Below are 21,603 nucleotides of genomic sequence, written 5' to 3'. Positions count from 1 at the left end.
ATGCGGGAAAACCCCCGCAATTATCCCATCCGCCTGCGGCCGACCTCAGACCCGCGGCATCCGCTGCTGCATGTGCCGAACTTCCAGTTGCAGGACGCGGTCCCAGGTGGTGGCACATTGCCGCAACTGCTGCGCCAGGAAGACGAGCTCGGGCCTGGTGCTGCCGGAGTAGGAAAGTTCATAGGCCGTGGCGGTCGCGTCCGAATTCGCCCATCGCACCAGCAGCTCGCAGTAGCTCATGCATTGGATTGGAACCGCTGCGGACGTGTAACTCTGTGACGGACGTCACGGGAGATCGAAAGCTGCTACCTTCGGCGGACAGGTCAATCCCGGAGGACACATGAAGACGCGGCAAGAACGCGACACTTTCGGTCCGATCGAGGTGCCGGCAGACCGCTTGTGGGGCGCCCAGACCCAGCGATCGCTGCAGAACTTCGATATTTCCGGCGAGCGGCAGCCGGCGGAAATCATCCGTGCCCTGGTTCAGGTCAAGCGCGCCTGCGCGGTCGTCAACCAGCGCCTGGGCCTGCTTGCGCCGGACAAGGCCACGGCGATCGTGGCTGCGGCCGACGAAGTGCTGGCGGGGCGGCACGGCGAGGAGTTCCCGCTGGTGGTCTGGCAGACCGGCTCCGGCACCCAGACCAACATGAACGTCAACGAGGTGCTGGCCAACCGTGCCAGCGAGCTGATGGGCGGTGCGCGCGGCGAAGGCCGCCTGGTGCATCCCAACGACGACGTGAACCGGAGCCAGTCGTCCAACGACGTGTTTCCCACGGCCATGCACCTGGCTGCGGTGGAGGCCATCGAACGCCGCCTGCTGCCTTCGCTGGCGACCTTGAAAGGCACGCTGGCGACGAAGGCCGGGGCGTTCCGGGACATCGTCAAGATCGGGCGCACGCACCTGCAGGACGCGACGCCGCTGACACTGGGCCAGGAGTTCTCCGGCTATGCGGCGCAACTGGAACAGGCCGAGCGGCACCTGCGGGACGCCTTGCCGCACCTGTGCGAGCTGGCCCTGGGCGGGACGGCGGTGGGCACGGGGCTGAACGCGCCGCCCGGCTTCGCGCAGGAGGTGGCTGCGGAACTGGCCCGCTTGACCGGCCTGCCGCTGGTCAGCGCCGCCAACAAGTTCGAGGTGATGGCGGCCGCCGATGCCCTGGTGCACGCGCACGGCGCGCTCAAGACCCTGGCCGCGGCCCTCATGAAGATCGCCAACGACATCCGCTGGATGGCCAGCGGCCCGCGCAGCGGCATCGGCGAGATCGCGATTCCCGAGAATGAGCCGGGCTCCTCGATCATGCCCGGCAAGGTGAACCCGACGCAGAGCGAGGCGCTGACCATGCTGTGCTGCCAGGTGTTCGGCAACGACGTCGCCATCAACCTCGGCGGCGCCTCCGGCAACTTCGAGCTGAATGTGTTCCGGCCGATGATCGCGCACAACTTTCAGCAAAGCGCGCGGCTGCTGGCCGACGGCATGCGCAGCTTCAACGAACACTGCGCGGTGGGCATAGCTCCGAACCGCGAGCGCATCGCCGAACTGGTGGAGCGCTCGCTGATGCTGGTGACGGCGCTCAACCCGCACATCGGTTACGACAAGGCCGCGCAGATCGCCAAGAAGGCGCACGGCGAAGGCAGCAGCCTGCGCGAGGCGGCCATCGCCACGGGCTTCGTCACCGCCGAACAGTTCGACGAGTGGGTGAGGCCCGAGCGAATGGTCTGACGTGAACAGGCCCTAGTGCCGTTGCGGAGCGGGGGTGCTCATGAGGCGGTCGGTGTAGGCGATCGCCATGGCCGACAGCAGGAAGGTGATGTGGATCGCGGTCTGCGCGATCAGCACCTTGTCGGAGTAGTTGTCGGCGTTGATGAAGGTCTTGAGCAGGTGGATCGACGAGATGCCGATGATGGCGGTGGCCAGCTTCACTTTGAGCACCGAGGCATTCACATGGCTCAGCCATTCGGGCTGGTCGGGGTGGGTCTCCAGCTTCATGCGGCTGACGAAGGTCTCGTAGCCGCCCACGATCACCATGATCAGCAGGTTGGAGATCATGACCACGTCGATCAGGGCCAGCACGACCAGCATGATGATGGTCTCGTTCAGCGCGCCGACGTTCGCCTGCTGCTTGTAGCCGATGCTGGTGACCAGCTGCTGCAACGCGTCCTGGCTGCCGAACGCCGCCTCCAGCAGGTGGACCAGTTCGACCCAGAAGTGGAAGACGTACACCGCCTGCGCAGCAATCAGCCCGAGGTAAAGCGGCAGCTGAAGCCAGCGGCTGGCGAATATCAGGCTGGGGAGGGGGCGCAGCGCGTTGGGCGGGATCTGGCCCGTGTTCGGGTTTTTCATGGAGGGAAAGGGGAAAGGGGAAAGGGGAAAGGCGGGTTTGTCCGGATGGGGTGGCATTGTAGGTTTGCCGTCAGCTTGGCCCGATGGGAGTAGATTTGGCAGACTGGCCGTGGCGGCAGCGTCAGTGGCATGTAAGTGGTCCGGCTGACAGTACGCCGCAATCCAACCATCCGCAGCGGAGACAAGTCGCATGAGCAACATCGAATCTGTCCTGGTCGAGAACCGCGTCTTTCCCCCGAGCGAGGCCACCGTCAAGGCGGCGCGCATCTCGGGCATGCCGGCGTACGAGGCGATGTGCCACGAAGCGGAACGCGACCTCGAAGGGTTCTGGGCGCGGCTGGCCAAGGACAACGTGGTCTGGACCAAGCCCTTCACGACAACGCTGAACGAGTCGAATGCCCCCTTCTACAAGTGGTTCGAGGATGGCGAGCTGAACGCCTCGGCCAACTGCCTGGACAAGCACGTTGGCACGCCCGTCGAGAACAAGACGGCCATCATCTTCGAGGCCGATGACGGCGCGGTGACGCGCGTCACGTACAAGGAGATGCTGGCCCGCGTCGGCCAGTTCGCCAACGCGCTCAAGGCCCAGGGCATCAAAAAGGGCGACCGCGTGATCATTTACATGCCCATGGGCGTCGAAGGCGTGGTGGCCATGCAGGCCTGCGCGCGCATCGGCGCCACCCACAGCGTGGTGTTCGGCGGTTTCTCGGCCAAGGCGCTGAACGAGCGCATCATCGACGCTGGCGCGGTGGCGGTGGTCACCGCCAACTACCAGATGCGCGGCGGCAAGGAGCTGCCGCTCAAGTCGATCGTCGACGAGGGCATCGGCATGGGCGGCTGCGACACGCTCAAGACGGTGCTGGTGTACATGCGCACGGCCACCGCCTGCAACATGGTGGCGGGCCGCGACAAAACCTTCGCGGAGGTGCTCGAGGGGCAGGGCAGCGACTGCCCGCCGGTCGCCGTCAACGCGGAGCATCCGCTGTTCGTGCTGTACACCTCGGGCTCCACCGGCAAGCCCAAGGGCGTGCAGCATTCCACCGGCGGCTACCTGCTGTGGGCCAAGCTCACGATGGACTGGACCTTCGACATCCGGCCGGACGACGTGTTCTGGTGCACGGCCGACATCGGCTGGATCACGGGCCACACCTACGTGGCCTACGGCCCGCTCGCCGCCGGCGCCACCCAGGTCATCTTCGAAGGCATCCCGACGTTTCCGCATGCCGGCCGCTTCTGGCAGATGATCGAGAAGCACAAGGCGACGGTGTTCTACACGGCGCCCACCGCGATCCGCTCGCTGATCAAGGCGGCCGAGACCGACGAGAAGGTGCATCCGAAGAACTGGGACCTGTCCTCGCTGCGCATCCTGGGCACGGTCGGCGAGCCGATCAACCCGGAAGCCTGGATGTGGTACTACCGGAACGTGGGTGGCGAGCGCTGCCCGGTCGTGGACACCTTCTGGCAGACCGAGACCGGCGGCCACATGATCACGCCGCTGCCCGGCGCCACGCCGCTGGTGCCGGGCTCCTGCACGCTGCCGCTGCCCGGCATCATGGCCGCCATCGTCGACGAGACCGGCAAGGACGTTCCCAACGGCGCCGGCGGCATGCTGGTGGTCAAGCGTCCCTGGCCCTCGATGATCCGCACCATCTGGGGCGACCCGGAGCGGTTCAAGAAGAGCTACTTCCCCGAGGAGATGGGCGGCAAGCTCTACCTGGCCGGCGACGGCGCGGTGCGCGATGCAAAGCGCGGCTACTTCCGCATCACCGGCCGCATCGACGACGTGCTCAACGTGTCGGGCCACCGCCTGGGCACCATGGAGATCGAGTCGGCGCTCGTCGCCAAGACCGACCTGGTCGCGGAAGCGGCCGTGGTTGGCCGCCCCGACGACCTGACCGGCGAGGCGATCTGCGCCTTCGTGGTCCTCAAGCGCGCGCGGCCCTCGGGCGAGGAAGCCAAGCAGATCGCCGCCGACCTGCGCAACTGGGTCGCCAAAGAGATCGGCCCCATCGCCAAGCCCAAGGACATCCGCTTCGGCGACAACCTGCCCAAGACCCGCAGCGGCAAGATCATGCGCCGCCTGCTGCGCTCCATCGCCAAGGGCGAGGCCATCACGCAGGACGTATCGACGCTGGAAAACCCCGCCATCCTCGAGCAGTTGGCGCAGACCAACTGACCGAGCTTGCTCCCTCCCCTTCCGGGGGAGGGCTGGGGTGGGCTCATCGTCACCTGGAAAACAGGCGATGGCAAAACAAAAGGCCCGCAGTTGCGGGCCTTTTTGCGTTCGGCGGTGAGCCGCTTACTTCTGCGACAGCACCCAAGCCGCCAGCTTCTTGGCTTCGGCGTCGTTGACCTGCGTGTTGGCGGGCATGGGGACCGGACCCCAGACGCCCGATCCGCCCTTCTGGATCTTGGCGGCCAGCTTGTCGCCCGCGGTCTTGTCGCTGGCGTACTTGGCGGCCACGTCCTTGAAAGAGGGCCCCACCAGCTTCTTGTCGACCGCATGGCAGGTCATGCAGTTCTTGGCGCTGGCCAGCGCCTGGTCTGCCATCGCCGGTGCGACAGCCGCCGCGGCAACGAGAGCGAGCAACACGCGTTTCACTTCGAGTTTCATTCCAGGGCTCCAGTCGAGTTTGAGGTACATTGAAACAATTCAACGTTATTGTAGTGATGGCCGTTGACGCCCCGCGCCGCGCGCCAATGGAGGAGAAGCATGTACCTGTTGGGTCTCGGAATCATCCTGCTGGCCATGAAGTACCTGGAGATCGGACCCGTGGCGGCCTGGGATTGGTGGTGGGTGCTGTCGCCCTTTGGCGCTGCCGCCGTCTGGTGGACCTGGGCTGACTGGTCGGGCTACACCAAGCGCAAGGCCGTCGAGGCCGAGAACAGGAAGAAGCAGGCGCGCATCGACAAGAGCAAGGAAGCCCTCGGCATCAAGCCCCGCCGCCGCTGAGGGTCAGTGCGGCCGCGGTCGCGGCCGGACTGATCGATATCAACAAATGGCTCAGTAGTTGTCCAGCACCGCGCCCTTGCTGGCACTGGAGGCGCTGAAGGCGAACTTGGCCTGCACACCGCGCGTGTAGCGCGGCGCCGGCGCCTTCCACCCGCTCTTGCGCTTCGCGATCTCCTCGTCCGGCACATTCAGCTGCAGCAGCAGCTGGTGCGCATCGATGGTGATGGAGTCGCCTTCCCTGATGAAGGCGATGGTCCCGCCGGCCGCCGCTTCCGGCGCGACGTGGCCGACCACCATGCCCCAGGTGCCGCCGGAGAAGCGCCCGTCCGTGATCAGGCCGACGCTTTCACCGAGGCCGGCGCCGATCAGCGCCCCGGTGGGCGCGAGCATCTCGGGCATGCCCGGACCGCCCTTGGGGCCGAGGTAGCGCAGCACCATCACGTCGCCCGCCTTGATCTTGCCGTCGAGGATCGCCTGCAGCGCCGACTGCTCGTCGTCGAACACGCGGGCCGGGCCGGTGATCACCGGGTTCTTCAGGCCGGTGATCTTGGCCACCGCGCCTTCGGGCGACAGGTTGCCCTTGAGGATCGCCAGGTGGCCTTCCTTGTACATGGGCTTGTCGATCGGGCGGATCACGTCCTGGTCGGCGCGCGGCTGGTCGGGCACGTCCTTCAGCGTCTCGGCGATGGTCTGGCCGGTGATCGTCAGGCAGTCGCCGTGCAGCAGGCCGGCATTGAGCAGGACCTTCATCACCTGCGGGATGCCGCCGGCGCGGTGCAGGTCCACCGCCAGGTAGCGGCCCGAGGGCTTGAGATCGCACAGCACGGGCGTGCGGCGGCGCACCCGCTCGAAGTCGTCGATGGTCCATTCCACTTCCGCGGCATGCGCGATCGCCAGGAAGTGCAGCACGGCGTTGGTCGAGCCGCCCGTGGCCATGATCACCGCCACCGCGTTCTCGATGGACTTGCGGGTGACGATGTCGCGCGGCTTGATGTCCTTCCTGATCGCTTCGATCAGCACCTTGGCCGATTCCTTGGCCGAGTTCTGCTTCTCGTCGTGCGGATTGGCCATGGTGGACGAGTAGGGCAGCGACATGCCCAGCGCCTCGAAGGCCGAGGACATGGTGTTGGCGGTGTACATGCCGCCGCAGGAACCAGTGCCGGGGATGGCGCGCGTCTCGATCTCGTGCAGGTCCGCGTCGCTGAGATTGCCGGCGGCATTCTGGCCCACGGCCTCGAACACGCTGACGATGTTGAGGTCCTGGCCCTTCCACTTGCCGGGCAGGATGGTGCCGCCGTAGACATAGATGGCCGGCACGTTGGCGCGCAGCATGCCCATCATGCCGCCCGGCATGTTCTTGTCGCAGCCGCCGACCACCACCACGCCGTCCATCCACTGGCCCTGCACGCAGGTCTCGATGCAGTCGGAGATCACCTCGCGGCTGACCAGCGAGTACTTCATGCCCTCGGTGCCCATGGCCATGCCGTCGGAGATGGTGGGCACGCCGAACACCTGCGCGTTGCCGCCGGCCTCCTCGATGCCGGCCACCGCCGCGTCGGCCAGCTTCTGCAGGCCGCTGTTGCAGGGCGTGATGGTGCTGTGGCCGTTGGCCACGCCCACCATGGGCTTCTTGAAGTCGCCCTCCTGGTAGCCCATGGCGTAGTACATGGAGCGGTTGGGCGCGCGCGACTTGCCCTCGGTGATGTTCTTGCTGCGGCGGTTGATCTGGATCGGTTTGCTGTCCATGGCTGTGCCTGTGCGGCGTGGGAGACGGAAGGCGCACAGTATGCGCCGGGGCGCTGATTGGTTCCAATCCATTTTGGCGTGTGGATTAATATGCGGCACATATGAGTCCGTACCCATGAGCGAAGCCGCCATCGAGCTGCGGGTCTGGCGCCAGTTCACGGTGCTGGCCGAGGAACTTCACTTCGGGCGCGCCGCCGCGCGCCTGCACATGACGCAGCCGCCGCTGACGCAGGCGATCGCCAACCTGGAGCAGCGGCTGGACGTGCGCCTGTTCGAGCGCAGCAAGCGCAGCGTGCGGCTGACCGCGGCGGGTGCGGCGCTGCTGCCGCAGGCGCGCGACCTGCTGGCGCGCGCGCAGTCGCTGCCGGCGCAAGCGCGCGCGGCGGCCCACGGCGAGGTCGGACGGCTGCGCCTGGCTTTCGTCTCCACCGTGGGCTTCGGGCTGCTGCCCGGGTGGGTGCGGGCCTTCCGCGCGCAGCATCCGCAGGTCGAATGCGAACTGATCGAAGCGACCGCCGACGTGCAGTCGCAGGCGCTGGAGCGCGGCGAGGTGGACGCCGGCTTCATGCTGCATTCGCCCGGCTTCGCGCCGGCCGGCTGGCAGCACCTGCGCGTCTCGCGCGAGCGGCTGGTGCTGGCGCTGCCCCAGCAGCACCGGCTGGCGCAGGCACGCGCGCTGGCGCTCGGCGCCGTGCTGGAGGAGCCCCTGGTCATGTTCCCGCGGCGCATCCTGCCCTCACTGCACGACGCGGTGTTTGGCCTGTACCACCGGCATGGCCGCATGCCTGAGGTCGTGCAGGAAGCGATCCAGATGCAGACCATCGTGAACCTGGTGTCGGCCGGCCTCGGGGTCGCCTGGGTGCCCGACAGCGTGCGCGAATTCCAGCGCTCGGGCGTGCTCTACCGTCCGCTGGGCGGGCTGCAGGCGCAGCAGGTGCCGCAATGCGAGACCAGCCTGGTCTGGACCGGCGTCGAGGTCGCGCCCACTCTGCAGCGCTTCATCGATTTCGCGCGCCGCCAGCTGCGCCCGGCCACGCGCGGTTGAGCTGGCTTTTCGAAGACGGGCGATCCAAGGCCCAGTTCGAGCCCCCGCGCCTGGGCCTTGCCGCAAAATAGGCTGCATGACATTGACGTTTCCGCATATCAACCCGGTGGCGATCCAGCTGGGGCCGGTGGCAATCCACTGGTACGGGCTGACCTACCTGGCCGCGTTTGCGCTGTTCATGCTGCTGGCCTTGCGCCGGCTGCATCACCAGCCTTATGCGTCGGTACAGGGGCCGGGCGCCTGGTCGCGCCGGGACGTGGAGGACATGCTGTTCCTGGGCGTGCTCGGGGTGGTGATCGGCGGGCGGCTGGGCTATTGCCTCTTCTACAAGCCCGTGTACTACGCGACGCACCCGCTGGAGATCTTCTTCGTGTGGCAGGGCGGCATGAGTTTCCATGGCGGCATGCTGGGCGTGATCGCATCGCAGTGGTGGTTCGCCCGCTCCCGCCACAAGCCCTTCTGGCAGGTGATGGACTTCGTGGCGCCCTGCGTGCCGCTGGGGCTGGCGGCCGGCCGCATCGGCAATTTCATCAACGGCGAACTATGGGGCCGCGCCGCCGATGCCGCGCTGCCCTGGGCCATGATCTTCCCGCAAAGCGGCACCATGGTCCCGCGCCATCCCTCCCAGATCTACCAGTTCCTGCTGGAAGGACTGCTGCTGTTCGTGCTGCTGTGGCTGTATGCGCGCAAGGAGCGGCGCGAGGCGCAGGTGTCCGCCGTCTTCCTCATCGGCTATGGCGTGCTGCGATTCGTGGCCGAGTACTTCCGCGAACCCGACGCCCACCTGCAGTGGCTGCAGCAGGCGAGCGGCCTGAGCATGGGCCAGTGGCTGTGCGTCCCGATGATCCTGGCGGGCATCCTGCTGTGGACCTGGGCCGCCGCGCGGCGGCCCCAGCCCCTGGCAGCGAGGCCATAGGCCGGGAAACCCATGAAGACCGGCGACTGGCTCACCCGCATGCCGCTGTTGCGCCAGGCCTTCGAACCACGCGCAGTGGCGGCGCTCGAGGGCGGCGGGGATGCCCGGGTCGAGCCAGAGGCGGCGAGGACGGAGCCCAAGGCGCAGGCGAAGGCCGAGCCGGGCCGCGGCGGTCGCCCCATCCCCGAGCGACTGAAGGCCACCTTGCGCCGGGAGCAGGAAGCGCTGTCGCCGCGCGCGCTGCGGCGCACGCTGGCCGAGCTGCGGGCCATCGCCGAGCCGCAGGTGAGCGAAGTCGAGGGCGGGCGCCGCGCACGCGAGTTCGCTGCCTGGTACGCCAAGGCCACGCCCGGGGAGCGGCGTGACTGCTGGCTGCTCATGAGCGAGCAGTTCGCGCCCGACGCAAAGAAGATCCGTGCCGCGCGCCAGCAGTACGAGGCCGCGCACGGCACGCAGGAGGAAGGCGAGGCCGAGATCCGTCTGCGCCGCGCGTTCGTTTCGGCGCGCACCCGCCTGATGCAGCGGTTTGCGGTGTTTCCCGAGGGCATGCGCTTCCTGGTCGACCTGCGCGCCGAGCTCCTGCCGCAGCTCGCGGGCGACCGCCGCTTGCTGGCCCTGGACGCCGAGCTCGAGCACCTGTTCTCCACCTGGTTCGACGTCGCTTTCCTGGAGCTGCGCCGCATCAGCTGGGACTCACCCGCCTCGCTGGTGGAAAAGCTGATCAAGTACGAGGCGGTGCACGACATCCGCGGCTGGGACGACGTCAAAAACCGCCTGGACAGCGACCGCCGCTGCTACGGCTTCTTCCATCCGCGCCTGGAAGGCGAGCCGCTGATCTTCGTCGAAGTGGCGCTGATGAACGAGATGGCCGCCAGCATCACCCCCCTGCTGGACGAGACGGCGGCGTCGGCCGATCCGCAACGGGCCAGCACGGCGATCTTCTATTCGATCAGCAGCACCCAGCCGGGCCTGCGCGGCGTGAGCTTCGGCGACTCGCTGATCAAGCGGGTGGTGGAAACGCTCAAGGCCGAGTTCCCGCGCCTGCGGACCTTCGCGACACTGTCGCCGATTCCCGGCCTGCGGGCCTGGCTGGCGAAGAACGGCGCGCAAATGCTGGACAAGCTCGAGCCCAAGCCCAAGGCGGAACTCGCCCGGGCGCTGGGCGGCGAGGCGGACGCACAGCGCCTTTTGGCCGCCTGGGAGAAGCCGCTGGTGCTCGATCCCAAGTCACCGGTCCGCCAGTTCCTGCTGCAATGCGCGGCGCACTACCTGGGCAAGGAGCTGCACGAGGGCCGGCCGCTGGACCCGGTGGCGCGCTTCCACCTCGGCAATGGCGCGCGCATCGAGCGGCTCAATATGGCGGGTGACCCGTCGACCAAGGGGCTGAAGCAGTCTTTCGGACTCATGGTGAACTATTTGTACGACGTCAAGCGGCTCGACCGGTACCGCGGCATGCTGGCGCAGGGACAAATCCCGATTTCTGGGGCCATCGAAGACCTGTATTTTTGAGGCGCGGCCCGACGAGAGGCCGGTCCCAAAAAAACCAAGGAGACAAAGATGAACCACCGCTTCACGCGGCGCGATGTCCTGCGCACGGCGGCTTCGGGCGCCCTGCTGGCCATGCCCTTCGCCCACGCCCAGTCCTCGGCCTGGCCCGCCAAGCCGGTCATGATGGTCGTGCCGTTCCCCGCCGGCGGGGGCACCGACGCCTTCGCGCGCCCGCTGGCCGCACAGTTCGCCAAGCAGACCGGCAAGCAGCTGGTCATCGACAACAAGGGCGGCGCGGGCGGCACCGTGGGCGCCTCGGTGGCCGCGCGCGCGGCACCGGACGGCTACAACGTCTTCATGGGCGCGGTGCACCACACGATCGCGCCGTCCATGTATCCCAAGCTCGACTACGACCTGGAGAAGGACTTCGTGCCGCTCACGCTGGTCGCCAGCGTGCCGCAGGTGGTGGTGATCAATCCCCGGCGCGTGGCCGCGAACGACTACAAGGGCTTCATCGAGCTCATGCGCCGCAACCCCGGCAAGTACAACTACGGCTCGGCCGGCAGCGGAACCTCGCATCACCTGGCGGGCGAGCTGTTCAAGCAGCAGACCAACACCTTCATCACGCACATCCCGTACCGGGGGGCGGGCCCGGCGCTGCAGGACCTGATCGCGGGCAATGTCGACATGATGTTCGACGGCCTGGGCTCTTCGGCCAATCACATCAAGGGCGGGCGCATCAAGGCGCTGATGGTGTCGGGCAGCAAGCGCAACCCGGCCTTTCCGGATGTGCCCTGTGCGGCGGACGTCGGATTGCCCGACTACACGGTGACCACCTGGTACGGCCTGTGGGCGCCCAAGGGCACGCCGGCGGACCTGCAGACGCACATCGTCGACGAAGTCCGCAAGGCGGTGCAGTCGGAGGAACTCAAGGCGGTCTGGGCCGGGCAGGGCGCGGAGTTCCCGAACCTGAGCCAGCAGCAGTTCGCCACCTTCATCCACGGCGAGATCCAGCGCTGGTCGGCGGTGGTGAAGGCCTCCGGTGCAAAACTGGACTAGTGGCTGAAGCGCGCGGGCCGGCGCGGCAAAATTCCGGTCATGACGAACGAAAACCTGTTCGCGGCCCTGCGCGCCGCCTTTCCCGAGGACCTGGACCAGCCTGCCATTGAAACCGACGGCGGCCTGGTCTATTCGTGGCGCGACATCGACCGCGGCACGGCCATGATGGCCAACCTGCTGCGCTCGCTGCGGCTGCCGGCCGGCTCGCGCATCGCCGTGCAGGTGGAGAAGTCGGTCGAAGCCGTGATGCTGTACCTGGCGACGCTGCGCGCAGGCTTCGTCTTCCTGCCGCTCAACACCGCCTACCAGAGCGGCGAGATCGAATACTTCATCGGCAACGCCGAGCCGGCGGTGGTCGTGTGCACCGGCAAGAACTTCGGCTGGGTGAGCAAGATCGCGTTCCGCGCCGGCACCCAGCATGTGTTGACGCTCAACGACGACCGCAGCGGCTCGCTGCTGGAGCGGGCGGTGCACCACCCGGACCAGCACGAGATCGAGGCGAGGGCGGCGGACGACCTGGCGGCGATCCTCTACACCAGCGGCACCACCGGGCGCAGCAAGGGCGCGATGCTCACGCACGGCAACCTGCTGTCCAACGCCCGGGTGCTCAAGGACTACTGGGGCTGGCGCCCTGGCGACGTGCTGGTCCACGCGCTGCCGATCTTCCATGTGCACGGGCTGTTCGTGGCCCTGCACGGCGCCTTGCTCAATGGCAGCAAGATGATCTGGCTCGGCAAGTTCGAACCGCGGACCGCGATCGCCGCCATGTCGCGCGCGACCGTGTTCATGGGCGTGCCCACGCTGTACGTGCGCATGCTGGCCGAGCCGGCGCTCACGCGCGAGGCGGTGCGCGGCATGCGCCTGTTCATCTCGGGTTCGGCGCCGCTGCTGATCGAGACCTTCAGCGAGTGGCAGGAGCGCACCGGCCACACCATCCTGGAGCGCTACGGCATGAGTGAAACCATCATGCTCACCTCCAACCCCTACGAGGCGGGTGATGGCGAGCGCCGGGGCGGCACCGTGGGCTTCCCGTTGCCGGGCGTCGGGGTGCGCGTGCGCGACGACCAGGGTCAGGCCGTGCCCGCCGGCGAGATCGGAGGCATCCAGGTCAAGGGGCCGAACGTGTTCAAGGGCTACTGGCGCATGCCGGAGAAGACCAGGGAAGAGTTCACCGGCGACGGCTGGTTCAAGACCGGTGACGTCGGCAAGATCGACGAGCGCGGCTACGTCACCATCGTCGGCCGCAGCAAGGACCTGATCATCAGCGGCGGCTACAACGTCTATCCCGCCGAGATCGAGGGCTACATCAACGAGATGTCCGGCGTGGCCGAAAGCGCCGTGGTGGGCGTGCCGCATCCGGATTTCGGCGAAGTGGGCGTGGCCGTCGTGATCCCCAAGCCGGGCGCGCAGCTCGATGGCGGCGAGATCATCGCCGCGCTCAAGGCGCAGCTGGCGAACTTCAAGATCCCCAAGCGCTGCTTCGTGGTCACCGAACTGCCGCGCAACACCATGGGCAAGGTGCAAAAGAACCTGCTGCGCGAAGCGCACCGGGGACTGTTCGCCTAGTCGTCGTCGATCCGGGCACAACTTGCCCGGGAGAACGGCGCGACATGCACCCCCGATCGCGCCAGCAGCTCGCCAAAGCCAGGCCCGGACAGGGCCTCGTATTCGAGCTGGCGCGCCGCCGCAATGGAATCACCGGCCGGCACCCCAAGCCCGGGATGGCACATGAGGACGTCGCCATCCTGGCTGGCGGCCAGCCAATCGCCAAGCAGGGCAAGATGGCGGGCTGCATCGCCCCGAAAATCGTAGACCCCGAGCAGATGCCCGTTCAGTTCAAATCCCGTGCTGGCCGCCAGCCGTGCCAGGGCGCGGCTTCCCAGGGCCTCGACCACCCGGGCCTTGCGCGCGGGGTCGCCCGCGGGCGGGCGCGTGGAGCGCAGCCAGGGTTGCTTCGCCGGATAACGCTTCCGGAGTGCTTGCAGCAACAGCTCGCGCACGACCGGGAACTGGTGCACGTGCTGGTGACCGTCCACATGGGCCGGGGGGCGGCCGAGGCCAGCTTCGAATGCATCGAGCTGAGCCTCGATTTCCGCGCGCAAGGCGGCGCGCGGGATCATGCGCAGGTAGCTGCGCGCGAGCCAGCCCGCAAGCGGTTGGCGCAAGCGGCGGTCGAAGGGGAATTCCGTCAGGTCCAGATGCAGCCCGGTTTCAAGCTCCCCCCCAGCGAGCTCGCGCAAGGCCGGCGCGCCGCTGCGCCAATGCGGCGCGCCCGTCATGCAACTGGTGCTGCTGACCCGGCCCTGGCGCGACAGCGCCAGGACCGCGGCATTGACGCCGGCATCCAGGCCGTAGTCGTCCGCACAGATGGTCAAGCGGCGCTGTGCAGCGGTCATTTCAAGCAAGGCCTTCCCGCGTGAGCAGGCTGGTGCGGCTGTCCTGGTTCGTCGCCGTCGGCTGCACGGCTGCGGCCCTGCATTTCGGCACCGTGGTGCAGTTGGTGGAGACGCTCGGATGGGTGCCGCTGCTGGCCAACGTGGCCGGCTGGCTGCTGGCCTTCGTGGTCTCCTTCCTGGGGCAATGGCTGCTGACTTTCCGCGGCCGTGGGGCCACCTGGATGCACGCCTTGCCGCGCTTCTTCGCCATCTCGCTGGCTGGCTTTCTGGCCAACGAATCGGCATACGCGCTGCTGCTTCGCTTCAGCGCGCTGAGGTATGACGTGCTGCTGGCCGGGGTGTTGGTGGGCGTGGCGGTCACGACTTATCTGCTGAGTTCGCGATGGGCATTCCGGGGCAGTCCGGCGGGCTGATGCCGGATCGCGCCGCCGAGACGCGCCACAGCCGCAGATCGCGCTGCCGCGCGACTTCTTCGGCGCCCTGCAGCAGCGGATAGTGCTGCTGCAGGCCCTCGCTGCCGACCACCCAGGTGACCGCGCCGCCGCATCCGCCAGCCTGCAGGTCCTGCGGCCGCAGCAGCAGCTGCCGGCCGAGCGCGGGCTGGAACCGGGCGGCATCGAACAGCTCCTTGCGCCAGTTGTCGCGCGTGCCGATTTCCTTGCTATCCCATGCATCGACCACCGCGGCTGGCGAATGCATGCTGGCGTAGAACGGCAGGTCGAAGTAATAGGCTTGCAGGAACATCACCCGGTCGACCGGCGCCAGTTCGCGCCGCAAGGCCAGGCCCAGTTCGCGCGTTGAATTGCGCGGGAGAGCCGTGGCGGCAATGACAGCGGCCAGGCAGGCCAGCACTGCCGCTGCCGCGCCCCCGCGCCACCAGAGCGCCGCGCGCGCCCAGCGGGCCGCGAGTAGCTCGAAGCCGTCGGCGGCCAGGAGCGCCGCCGGCGCCGCAGCGGGCAGGATGTACCCCACCAGCTTGGACTCCGGAAGGGAGAAGAAGGCGACGATCGCCAGCATCCAGATCCAGGCCAGCTGCCGCACTGCGCCTCGTTCCGGGTCGCGCCAGGCGCCGGCACGCGCGCCGACGAACATCCAGGCTGTCCAGGGCAAGGCGAACAGGATCAACACGACCGGGTAGAAGTACGCAGGCAGCCGGTTGTTGAAGCCGCCGGTGGCATAGCGGGCGAAATGCTGAACGACGAAGAAGTAGTGGCTGAACTCCGGGAACCGCTGCTGCACCAGCACGAACCAGGGCGCGACGACCAGCAGGAACAATGCGATGCCGGGCAGCCAGATCAGCGAGAGCAGGGGGCGCCATTGCCCGCGCAGCATCAACCAGCTCACCAGCACCAGTCCTGGCAGCACGATGCCGATCAGTCCCTTGGACAGCACCCCCAGGCCCATGAACAGGTAGCCGGCGGCGAGCGCCGCGTGCGAGCGCCGGCCATGCGGGCGCAGCAGGGCCGCATGGGCCAGCGCCGCGATGGCCGCGGTGATGCAGCCCGCCACCAGCATGTCCAGGTTCGCGAACTGGGCGCCGACGAAAAACAGCGGCTGCGTCGCCAGGGCCAGGAGCGCCAAGCGTCCGGCGCGCCGGGAAAACCAGCGGCTGGCAAACAGGTAGATCGAGCCCAGGCCCAGGAACGCACCCAGCAGCGGCGCCAGACGGGCGGCCCACTCATGCTGGCCGAACATGCCGAGCGAGGCTGCCGTGATCCAGAAGAACAGCGGCGGCTTGTGGAAGTAGGGCAGGCCGTCCAGCCGCGGCGTCAGCCAGTCGCCGCTGGTGAGCATCTGCCAGGCGACACCCACGTAGCGGCCCTCGTCGGGCAGTGCGAGCGGCCGCGCCCCGATCGTGGCCGTGAGCCACAGCGCTGCCAGGGCCAGCGGCGTCCAGAACGAACGCAGGAGCGCGCGCTTCACATCATGCATGCGCGCTACTTCGCCAGGCCGCGCCCCAGTTCCCGCTTGACGAGGTACAGGGGGCGGCCTTTCACTTCCTCGAAGATTCGCGCGATGTATTCGCCGATGATGCCCAGGAAGATCATCTGCACACCGAAAAAGAGCATCAGCACCACGACGATGGTGGTCCAGCCTGAAACCTGATGGCCATAGAGCATGTATTCGATCGTCAGGTCGGCGGCATAGGCGAAGGACGCCACGGCCAGGACGGTGCCTAGCGCGCCGACGACGCGCAGCGGCCAATTGGTGAATGCTGTCAATGCAGCCATCGACAGGCGCAGCAGCCGGCTCAGGTCGAAATGGCTGCGGCCACTGGCGCGCGGCTGCGGGAAGTAGGGCACGGCGACCGCGTCGAAGCCGATCCAGGCGTACAGGCCTTTCATGAATCTGTTGCGCTCGGGCAGTGCCAGCAGCGCGTCGACCGCCTTGCGATCGAGCAGGCGGAAGTCGCCCGCCCCCTCCGGCACCTTGACCCGCTCGAAGCGATTGAGCAGCTGGTAGAACAGGTGCGTGCCGATGCGCTTGAATGCGGGCTCGTCGGCGCGGCCGGTACGCATGGCATAGACCACGTCGGCGCCCTGCCGCCACTGGGCCACCATCTCCTCCAGCAGTGCCGGCGGATGCTGCAGGTCGGCATCCATCATCACCACCACATCGCCGGCGGAGGCCTCCAGGCCCGCAGTGAGCGCAGCCTCCTTGCCGAAATTACGGGACAGCTGGATGACGCGGAACCCGGGCAGCCGGGCCCACTCGGCCATCAGCCTCGGCGTGTCATCGGTGCTGCCGTCGTCGACCAGGATCACCTCCCAGGCTGGCGCCAACCGGGGCAGCAATTGACCCAGTTGCGACAACAGCAGGGGCAGGTTGCCTGCCTCATTCCGGCTGGGAATGACGCAGGACAAGGTGGTGGGACCGCTGCGATGACCGGTGTCGGTGTCTTCGCGCAGCTCAGACAGCGAAAAGCGTTCGCGGACTGCGTTCATCTGGATCTCGGTGCCACGTGATCGTGACGATCGACACGATCGAGGCGGGAGCACTATGGCGGTGTTCGGCTTAAGGCCAACTTAAGAACTCAAAACCGCGCTACGGCCGCGCAGCCTGCTAAAGAGGCGGGTCAGGCGGCCCGGCCGGTCAGCCGGTCCGTCAGCCAGGCCGACATCCAGCAGAGCCAACCGGTCCACAGGGTATGGCTCATGAAGTGAGCGCCGCGCAGCTGCTGTGAGAACCCAAACACCAAGCCCGCAGCCAGCGCCGCGAGGAGCCAGAGCCGGGCGATGCGCGGCTCATCATGTCGGAATGCGAAGTACCCGCCCAGGAAGGCGAAGCCCGAGGACGCATGGCCCGCGGGGAAGCAGTGGCCACCCCCACCGTCAGGTTTCAGCCATCCGGTCCAGTGGGAAAGGTGTCTCGCGACACCGCCGAACTCCCGCAGGTCCCAGGGACAGCTGGTGTGGCTGGTCGCCTTGAGCGCGGTGATCAGGCCCGCCCCGAGCACGACGCTCACGGCGAGCTGGAGGCGCCGCGCAAACGGTATCCGGGCCAACGGCCCCAATGGCCAGAAGACCATCAGGCACAGCGCAAGCTCGAACAGCCAGGCGGCATACTTGGCGCCGTCGTGCAGGACCGTGTCAAGAAGCCAGTTGTCCCGAAGCGGGAAGCCGCCCCCTCCGCCGGCGACCTGCGCCATGGCGACGTCGAGGCCGGAAAAGTCCCATGACAGGAGGACCGCGAACGCCGCGGCCGAGACCCAGGCCATTCGATAGGTGGACGCTTGCATGTCCACCCATGATGGACCGGCGACTTTAAGGCAAGCTTAAGAGCGGTACGAACGAGCGACGCCGGGATGACAATGTCCGGGTGTTCGTCCGGGCCCTGCGCGCAAGAGCGGGCCGGAATGCCTCGCGCGAGCCGGGCGAGGGGACTCACGCTTCGTCGAACTGACCCTGGGGGGCCGCGACGGCGCTTTCTGCGCTGAAAAAGTCGCGCGGCAGCGCTTTTTGTCGGCTGTGAGGCCGCTGTAACAGCGGCTGCTGACGAGCTTCATACAAACTTAACTCATCTTTTACAGGCGCGCCGTCGTCAGCGGCGTGCCGATTCGCGTTTTGGAAGAACCGGCGCGCAGACCGCCCGGAGTTCAATGAACAGAGGAGTTGAAGCCATGAAACGAAGCCTCCAGACCGCCCTTGCTGCCGCCGCCCTGGTCGCGGCCGGCCATGCCGCAGCGCAGATCACCTTCTACTCGCGTGAAGACTTTCGTGGTCGCTCGCTGACGACCCACGAGCGCATCTGGAACCTGGAGCGCGCCGACTTCGACGACCGCGCCTCGTCCATCGTGGTCGAGCGCGGCCAGTGGGAGGTGTGCGACCGTCCCCGTTTCGAGGGCCGTTGCGCCATCCTGAGCCGCGGCGGCTACCCCTCGCTGCGCGAGCTCGGCATGGACGACCGGGTGTCCTCGGTGCGCCCGGTGGAAGGCCGCCGCCAGCAGGTGGTCGTGGTGCCGGCACCGCAGCCCGTGGTCGTGGCGCCGCAGCCGGTGGCCGTGGCCCCCCAGCCGGTTGTGGTGGAGGAGCGCTGGCAACGGCGCGGCAACGAGACGGTGTATGAAGCACCGGTGACGTCCGCGCGCGCGGTGGTCGGCCCCCCCAACCAGCGCTGCTGGGTCGAGCGCCAGCAGGTGGCCGAGCCGGCCACGCCGGCGAACAACATCGGCGGCGCCGTGATCGGCGGCATCGTGGGCGGCATCCTGGGCCACCAGGTCGGCGGCGGGCACGGCAAGGACATCGCCACCGCAGGCGGCGCCATCGCCGGCGCGGTGATCGGCTCCAAGGTCGCCACCACGGACGGCAACGCCCCGCGCGTGGTCGGCCAGGACGTGCAGCGCTGCGAAACGGTGAACAACACCAAGCCCGAGTACTGGGACGTGAACTACCAGTTCCGCGGCGTCGAGCATCGCATGCAGATGACGACGCCGCCCGGGCGCGTGATCCTGGTCAACGCCCAGGGCGAGCCCCGCCTGTAAAGCGCCTGCCCGACAGGGTCGCCGCGCGGCCCTTTCGGGCCACTGCCGAGCAGCCGCGCGCCACACGGCGTGCGGCTCATGTGTGCAAAATAGGCCTCCGTACCCTGGCCAAGGAGGCGTGCCATGCACGATGCAGGCCTCGCGACCGCTGGCGCCATCGAGCCGCGCCCGGTGCGGCACGCCACCTTCCCGGGCAGGATCGTCATGGTCGGCTTCGGCTGTGTCGGACAGGGCGTGCTGCCTGTGCTGGAGCCCGCGCTGGGTGTCGCGCGCGGGCGCACCACCATCGTGACGCCGGGGGCCGAGTGTCCCCATGTCGCGGCGCGCCTGGGCGCAGAGTTGATCGTCACGGCACTGACCCCGGGCAATTTCGAGCAGGTGCTCTCGCCGCTGCTGCACGAAGGCGACTTCCTGCTCAACCTGTCGGTGCACGTCTCGAGCCTGGCGCTGATCGAGTTCTGCCGCCGCCGGGGGGCTCTCTACCTGGACACCTGCTGCGAGCCCTGGCTGGGTCGCTATGACAACCCGCGCCTGTCCGCTTCGGAGCGCTCCAACTACGCCCTGCGCGAAGAGGTGCTGGCCTGGTCGCGGGACCATCCGCGCGGACCAACGGCGCTACTGACCCAGGGCGCCAACCCGGGGTTGGTGTCGTCCTTCGTCAAACAGGCGCTGCTGCAGATGGCGTCGGACCTGGGCCTGGCGCTGCCGCGCCCGCAAGTCCCGCAAGACTGGCCGCGCCTGGCCCAGGCGCTGGATGTGAAGGTGATCCACATAGCGGAGCGCGACACGCAGACCACCTCGCGCCGCAAGCTCCGCGATGAATTCGTGAACACCTGGTCGGTGGACGGCTTCGTGGACGAAGGCCTGCAACCTTCGGAGCTAGGCTGGGGCACGCACGAGCGGCACTGGCCGGCCGATGCCGGGCGGCACGGCCACGGCTGCGGCGCCGCCATCTACCTCGAGCGCCCGGGCGTGGCCACGCGGGTGCGCAGCTGGACGCCGCTGGAGGGCAGCTACCACGGCTTCCTGGTCACGCACGCGGAGTCGATCTCCATCGCCGACTACTTCACCCTGCGCGAGGGCGGCCGCGTGGCCTACCGGCCCACGGTGAACTATGCCTACCATCCTTGCGACGACACCGTGCTGTCGCTGCACGAGCTCGCCGGCCGCAACGGGCAGCTGCAGCAGCGGCACCGCATCCTGCGCGACGAGATCGACAGCGGCACCGACGAACTGGGCGTGCTGCTGATGGGCAACGAGCGCGGCGTGTACTGGTACGGCTCGCGGCTGTCGATCGGCCGGGCGCGCGAGCTCGCACCGTACAACAGCGCCACCAGCCTGCAGGTGGTGGCCGGCGTGCTGGGCGGCATGGTGTGGGCGCTGCGTCACCCGCGATGCGGCGTGGTGGAACCTGAGGAACTGGACCACGACACCGTGCTGGAGGTGGCCGCTCCCTGGCTGGGGGAGCTGGCCGGCGTGTGGGGCGACTGGACCCCGCTGCGCGGACGCTCCGAGCTCTATCCCGAAGAGACCGACCCGGCGGATCCCTGGCAGTTCCTGAATTTCCGCGTGAAGTAGGCCAGGCGCAAATTCTCACCGGCCCAGAGCGACCTGCGATTTCCACGCGTCCAGCACGACGCGTTCCCGATCGGGTGCCAGCCCTGCGCGCAGCGACGCCTGCCGATCCGGGGGCAGGCTGTCGAACCACGCCAGCGTCTCGCGCACGGTGTCCGCCAGGGGGCGGAAGCGGAGTCCGGCGGCGAGCGCGCGCCGAGTGTCCGCCCGCATCATGCCGGCAGCTTCTCCGTCCGCGGGGACCCAGGTGGGGAGATCACTCCAGGGCGTCACCTTCTGTTCCGCCAGGAACCCGGCGGGCACCCAGGTGCATGTCGTGGCGCCTGGAACCGCAGCGCGAATTTCATCGAGCATCGCGCCAATCGTCAGCCCGTGGCCCGGCCCAGTCGCGTTGAACACGCCGGGGATGCGCTGCTCGGCGAGGCGAATGGTCCACTCGGCCAGGTCGCGCGCGTCGATCAGCTGCACGGGGTCGGCCGGCGTCCCGGGCGCGAGGATCTCGCCGCCGCGCCGCACGCGCAGGGGCCAGTAGGTGAAGCGGTCGGTGGCATCGCCGGGGCCGACGATCAGGCCGGGCCTGACGATGGAACTGGCCTGGGGGAATCGCTGCCGGATTTCGCGTTCGCATTGCGCCTTCAGCGGGCCGTACAGCTTCATTCCGGACGCACGAAGCGATTCCAGCGTCTCGGCGCACGGATCGGTCCCTTCATAGCGCGCCAACGGCGAGTCTTCGGAGACCGGCCGGCTCAGGTCGGCATAAACGGAGATCGTCGAGACGAAGATGTAGTGCGCGACCTGGTGCTCCATGAGTGTCGCCGCCTCACGCGCCCACGACGGCAAGGCAGTGGGGTTGTCGATGCAGACGTCCCACTCTCGACCGCGCAATGAATGCAGGTCGCCGGTCGACCGGTCTCCGTGCAGTTGTTCGACAGCGCGCAGGTCCTCCGGAAGCGAGGCACGGCCGCGGTTGAACAAGGTGACTTCGTGGCCGCGCTGCAGCGCGTAGCGGACTTGGTGGGGTCCGGTGAGACCGCTTCCGCCGAGGATGAGGATACGCATGGCGCAATCCTAATGCGGCATGCGCCGTCAGCCGCCGCACGGCA

Annotated in this window: 20 protein-coding genes; 11 read left to right on the top strand and 9 right to left on the bottom strand. The window is 68.0% G+C overall.

Translation table 11 applies throughout. The features are described from left to right. Positions 1-45: 45 nt before the first annotated feature. Positions 46-240, bottom strand: a complete 195-nt coding sequence (locus UC35_RS01355; protein WP_061495392.1) for a hypothetical protein — start codon at positions 238-240, stop codon at positions 46-48. A 100-nt stretch (positions 241-340) separates the two neighbouring features. Here UC35_RS01355 and fumC point away from each other — a divergent pair, with 100 nt between their 5' ends. Continuing rightward, on the top strand, positions 341-1,720 hold the full coding sequence (fumC, locus tag UC35_RS01350) for a class II fumarate hydratase (RefSeq protein ID WP_061495389.1): 1,380 nt from the start codon (positions 341-343) through the stop codon (positions 1,718-1,720). A gap of 12 nt (positions 1,721-1,732) precedes the next feature. Here the strand turns inward: fumC and UC35_RS01345 are convergent, their stop codons facing one another. Next, positions 1,733-2,341: a TIGR00645 family protein gene (locus UC35_RS01345; protein WP_061495386.1), complete on the bottom strand. Its 609-nt coding sequence runs from the start codon at positions 2,339-2,341 to the stop codon at positions 1,733-1,735. 190 nt (positions 2,342-2,531) lie between these two features. Here UC35_RS01345 and acs point away from each other — a divergent pair, with 190 nt between their 5' ends. Then, positions 2,532-4,517, top strand: a complete 1,986-nt coding sequence (acs, locus tag UC35_RS01340) for an acetate--CoA ligase (protein WP_061495383.1) — start codon at positions 2,532-2,534, stop codon at positions 4,515-4,517. Positions 4,518-4,640: 123 nt separating this feature from the next. Here the strand turns inward: acs and UC35_RS01335 are convergent, their stop codons facing one another. Next, positions 4,641-4,955 (bottom strand): c-type cytochrome, encoded by a 315-nt coding sequence (locus UC35_RS01335; protein WP_415752689.1) that lies wholly within the window; start codon positions 4,953-4,955, stop codon positions 4,641-4,643. A gap of 99 nt (positions 4,956-5,054) precedes the next feature. Here UC35_RS01335 and UC35_RS01330 point away from each other — a divergent pair, with 99 nt between their 5' ends. Continuing rightward, positions 5,055-5,294 carry a TIGR04438 family Trp-rich protein gene (locus tag UC35_RS01330; protein WP_061495381.1) on the top strand — a complete coding sequence of 80 codons (240 nt, stop codon included), beginning with the start codon at positions 5,055-5,057 and terminating at the stop codon, positions 5,292-5,294. A gap of 51 nt (positions 5,295-5,345) precedes the next feature. Here UC35_RS01330 and ilvD read toward each other — a convergent pair whose 3' ends face one another. Beyond that, positions 5,346-7,040, bottom strand: coding sequence for a dihydroxy-acid dehydratase (ilvD, locus tag UC35_RS01325; RefSeq protein WP_061495378.1), 1,695 nt, complete (start codon positions 7,038-7,040; stop codon positions 5,346-5,348). Between the two features lie 115 nt (positions 7,041-7,155). On the opposite strand from ilvD, the gene UC35_RS01320 reads away from it, so the two are divergent. From UC35_RS01320 to UC35_RS01300, 5 genes are all read left to right on the top strand, one after another. Beyond that, positions 7,156-8,085, top strand: a complete 930-nt coding sequence (locus UC35_RS01320) for a LysR family transcriptional regulator (protein WP_061495376.1) — start codon at positions 7,156-7,158, stop codon at positions 8,083-8,085. 76 nt (positions 8,086-8,161) lie between these two features. Then, complete coding sequence (gene lgt / locus UC35_RS01315; protein ID WP_061495373.1) at positions 8,162-9,001, top strand: prolipoprotein diacylglyceryl transferase; 840 nt, start codon at positions 8,162-8,164, stop codon at positions 8,999-9,001. A 12-nt stretch (positions 9,002-9,013) separates the two neighbouring features. Beyond that, entirely contained in the window at positions 9,014-10,510 is a 1,497-nt protein-coding gene (locus tag UC35_RS01310) for a malonyl-CoA decarboxylase (protein ID WP_061495371.1), read from the top strand. Positions 10,511-10,558: 48 nt separating this feature from the next. Next, positions 10,559-11,548, top strand: coding sequence for a Bug family tripartite tricarboxylate transporter substrate binding protein (locus UC35_RS01305; RefSeq protein ID WP_061495368.1), 990 nt, complete (start codon positions 10,559-10,561; stop codon positions 11,546-11,548). Between the two features lie 39 nt (positions 11,549-11,587). Continuing rightward, complete coding sequence (locus UC35_RS01300; RefSeq protein ID WP_061495365.1) at positions 11,588-13,114, top strand: malonate--CoA ligase; 1,527 nt, start codon at positions 11,588-11,590, stop codon at positions 13,112-13,114. On the opposite strand, the gene UC35_RS01295 is transcribed toward UC35_RS01300, so the two are convergent. Beyond that, positions 13,111-13,944 carry a ChbG/HpnK family deacetylase gene (locus tag UC35_RS01295; RefSeq protein ID WP_061495363.1) on the bottom strand — a complete coding sequence of 278 codons (834 nt, stop codon included), beginning with the start codon at positions 13,942-13,944 and terminating at the stop codon, positions 13,111-13,113. The genes UC35_RS01300 and UC35_RS01295 overlap by 4 nt on opposite strands. A gap of 20 nt (positions 13,945-13,964) precedes the next feature. Here UC35_RS01295 and UC35_RS01290 point away from each other — a divergent pair, with 20 nt between their 5' ends. Further along, positions 13,965-14,357: a GtrA family protein gene (locus UC35_RS01290; RefSeq protein ID WP_145979304.1), complete on the top strand. Its 393-nt coding sequence runs from the start codon at positions 13,965-13,967 to the stop codon at positions 14,355-14,357. Here UC35_RS01290 and UC35_RS01285 read toward each other — a convergent pair. The 3 genes from UC35_RS01285 to UC35_RS01275 all read right to left on the bottom strand — a co-directional run bounded on the left by UC35_RS01285 (position 14,302) and on the right by UC35_RS01275 (position 17,683). Further along, positions 14,302-15,876 carry an ArnT family glycosyltransferase gene (locus UC35_RS01285; protein WP_061495355.1) on the bottom strand — a complete coding sequence of 525 codons (1,575 nt, stop codon included), beginning with the start codon at positions 15,874-15,876 and terminating at the stop codon, positions 14,302-14,304. The two genes, UC35_RS01290 and UC35_RS01285, sit on opposite strands and share 56 nt — an antisense overlap. Positions 15,877-15,881: 5 nt before the next feature. Continuing rightward, positions 15,882-16,889: a glycosyltransferase gene (locus tag UC35_RS01280; protein WP_082792524.1), complete on the bottom strand. Its 1,008-nt coding sequence runs from the start codon at positions 16,887-16,889 to the stop codon at positions 15,882-15,884. 131 nt (positions 16,890-17,020) lie between these two features. Further along, positions 17,021-17,683: a phosphatase PAP2 family protein gene (locus UC35_RS01275; protein ID WP_082792522.1), complete on the bottom strand. Its 663-nt coding sequence runs from the start codon at positions 17,681-17,683 to the stop codon at positions 17,021-17,023. 381 nt (positions 17,684-18,064) lie between these two features. Here UC35_RS01275 and UC35_RS01270 point away from each other — a divergent pair, with 381 nt between their 5' ends. Further along, entirely contained in the window at positions 18,065-18,925 is an 861-nt protein-coding gene (locus UC35_RS01270; protein WP_061495348.1) for a beta/gamma crystallin-related protein, read from the top strand. Between the two features lie 123 nt (positions 18,926-19,048). After that, on the top strand, positions 19,049-20,503 hold the full coding sequence (locus UC35_RS01265) for a homospermidine synthase (protein WP_082792520.1): 1,455 nt from the start codon (positions 19,049-19,051) through the stop codon (positions 20,501-20,503). A 15-nt stretch (positions 20,504-20,518) separates the two neighbouring features. Here the strand turns inward: UC35_RS01265 and UC35_RS01260 are convergent, their stop codons facing one another. Beyond that, positions 20,519-21,559 carry a hypothetical protein gene (locus UC35_RS01260; protein WP_061495345.1) on the bottom strand — a complete coding sequence of 347 codons (1,041 nt, stop codon included), beginning with the start codon at positions 21,557-21,559 and terminating at the stop codon, positions 20,519-20,521. Between the last annotated feature and the right edge of the window lie 44 nt (positions 21,560-21,603).

The sequence above is a fragment of the Ramlibacter tataouinensis genome (assembly GCF_001580455.1).
GTDB classification, from domain to species: domain Bacteria; phylum Pseudomonadota; class Gammaproteobacteria; order Burkholderiales; family Burkholderiaceae_C; genus Ramlibacter; species Ramlibacter tataouinensis_B.
Note: the sequence above shows the minus strand (reverse complement) of the source record. Positions and strands in the feature narration are given on the sequence as shown.

Bases quoted from the DNA above. Each gene is read 5' to 3' on its own strand.
- UC35_RS01355 (WP_061495392.1), bottom strand. From the start codon at position 240: ATGAGCTACTGCGAGCTGCTGGTGCGATGGGCGAATTCGGACGCGACC.
- fumC (WP_061495389.1), top strand. From the start codon at position 341: ATGAAGACGCGGCAAGAACGCGACACTTTCGGTCCGATCGAGGTGCCG.
- UC35_RS01345 (WP_061495386.1), bottom strand. From the start codon at position 2,341: ATGAAAAACCCGAACACGGGCCAGATCCCGCCCAACGCGCTGCGCCCC.
- acs (WP_061495383.1), top strand. From the start codon at position 2,532: ATGAGCAACATCGAATCTGTCCTGGTCGAGAACCGCGTCTTTCCCCCG.
- UC35_RS01335 (WP_415752689.1), bottom strand. From the start codon at position 4,955: ATGAAACTCGAAGTGAAACGCGTGTTGCTCGCTCTCGTTGCCGCGGCG.
- UC35_RS01330 (WP_061495381.1), top strand. From the start codon at position 5,055: ATGTACCTGTTGGGTCTCGGAATCATCCTGCTGGCCATGAAGTACCTG.
- ilvD (WP_061495378.1), bottom strand. From the start codon at position 7,040: ATGGACAGCAAACCGATCCAGATCAACCGCCGCAGCAAGAACATCACC.
- UC35_RS01320 (WP_061495376.1), top strand. From the start codon at position 7,156: ATGAGCGAAGCCGCCATCGAGCTGCGGGTCTGGCGCCAGTTCACGGTG.
- lgt (WP_061495373.1), top strand. From the start codon at position 8,162: ATGACATTGACGTTTCCGCATATCAACCCGGTGGCGATCCAGCTGGGG.
- UC35_RS01310 (WP_061495371.1), top strand. From the start codon at position 9,014: ATGAAGACCGGCGACTGGCTCACCCGCATGCCGCTGTTGCGCCAGGCC.
- UC35_RS01305 (WP_061495368.1), top strand. From the start codon at position 10,559: ATGAACCACCGCTTCACGCGGCGCGATGTCCTGCGCACGGCGGCTTCG.
- UC35_RS01300 (WP_061495365.1), top strand. From the start codon at position 11,588: ATGACGAACGAAAACCTGTTCGCGGCCCTGCGCGCCGCCTTTCCCGAG.
- UC35_RS01295 (WP_061495363.1), bottom strand. From the start codon at position 13,944: ATGACCGCTGCACAGCGCCGCTTGACCATCTGTGCGGACGACTACGGC.
- UC35_RS01285 (WP_061495355.1), bottom strand. From the start codon at position 15,876: ATGCATGATGTGAAGCGCGCGCTCCTGCGTTCGTTCTGGACGCCGCTG.
- UC35_RS01280 (WP_082792524.1), bottom strand. From the start codon at position 16,889: ATGAACGCAGTCCGCGAACGCTTTTCGCTGTCTGAGCTGCGCGAAGAC.
- UC35_RS01275 (WP_082792522.1), bottom strand. From the start codon at position 17,683: ATGCAAGCGTCCACCTATCGAATGGCCTGGGTCTCGGCCGCGGCGTTC.
- UC35_RS01270 (WP_061495348.1), top strand. From the start codon at position 18,065: ATGAAACGAAGCCTCCAGACCGCCCTTGCTGCCGCCGCCCTGGTCGCG.
- UC35_RS01265 (WP_082792520.1), top strand. From the start codon at position 19,049: ATGCACGATGCAGGCCTCGCGACCGCTGGCGCCATCGAGCCGCGCCCG.
- UC35_RS01260 (WP_061495345.1), bottom strand. From the start codon at position 21,559: ATGCGTATCCTCATCCTCGGCGGAAGCGGTCTCACCGGACCCCACCAA.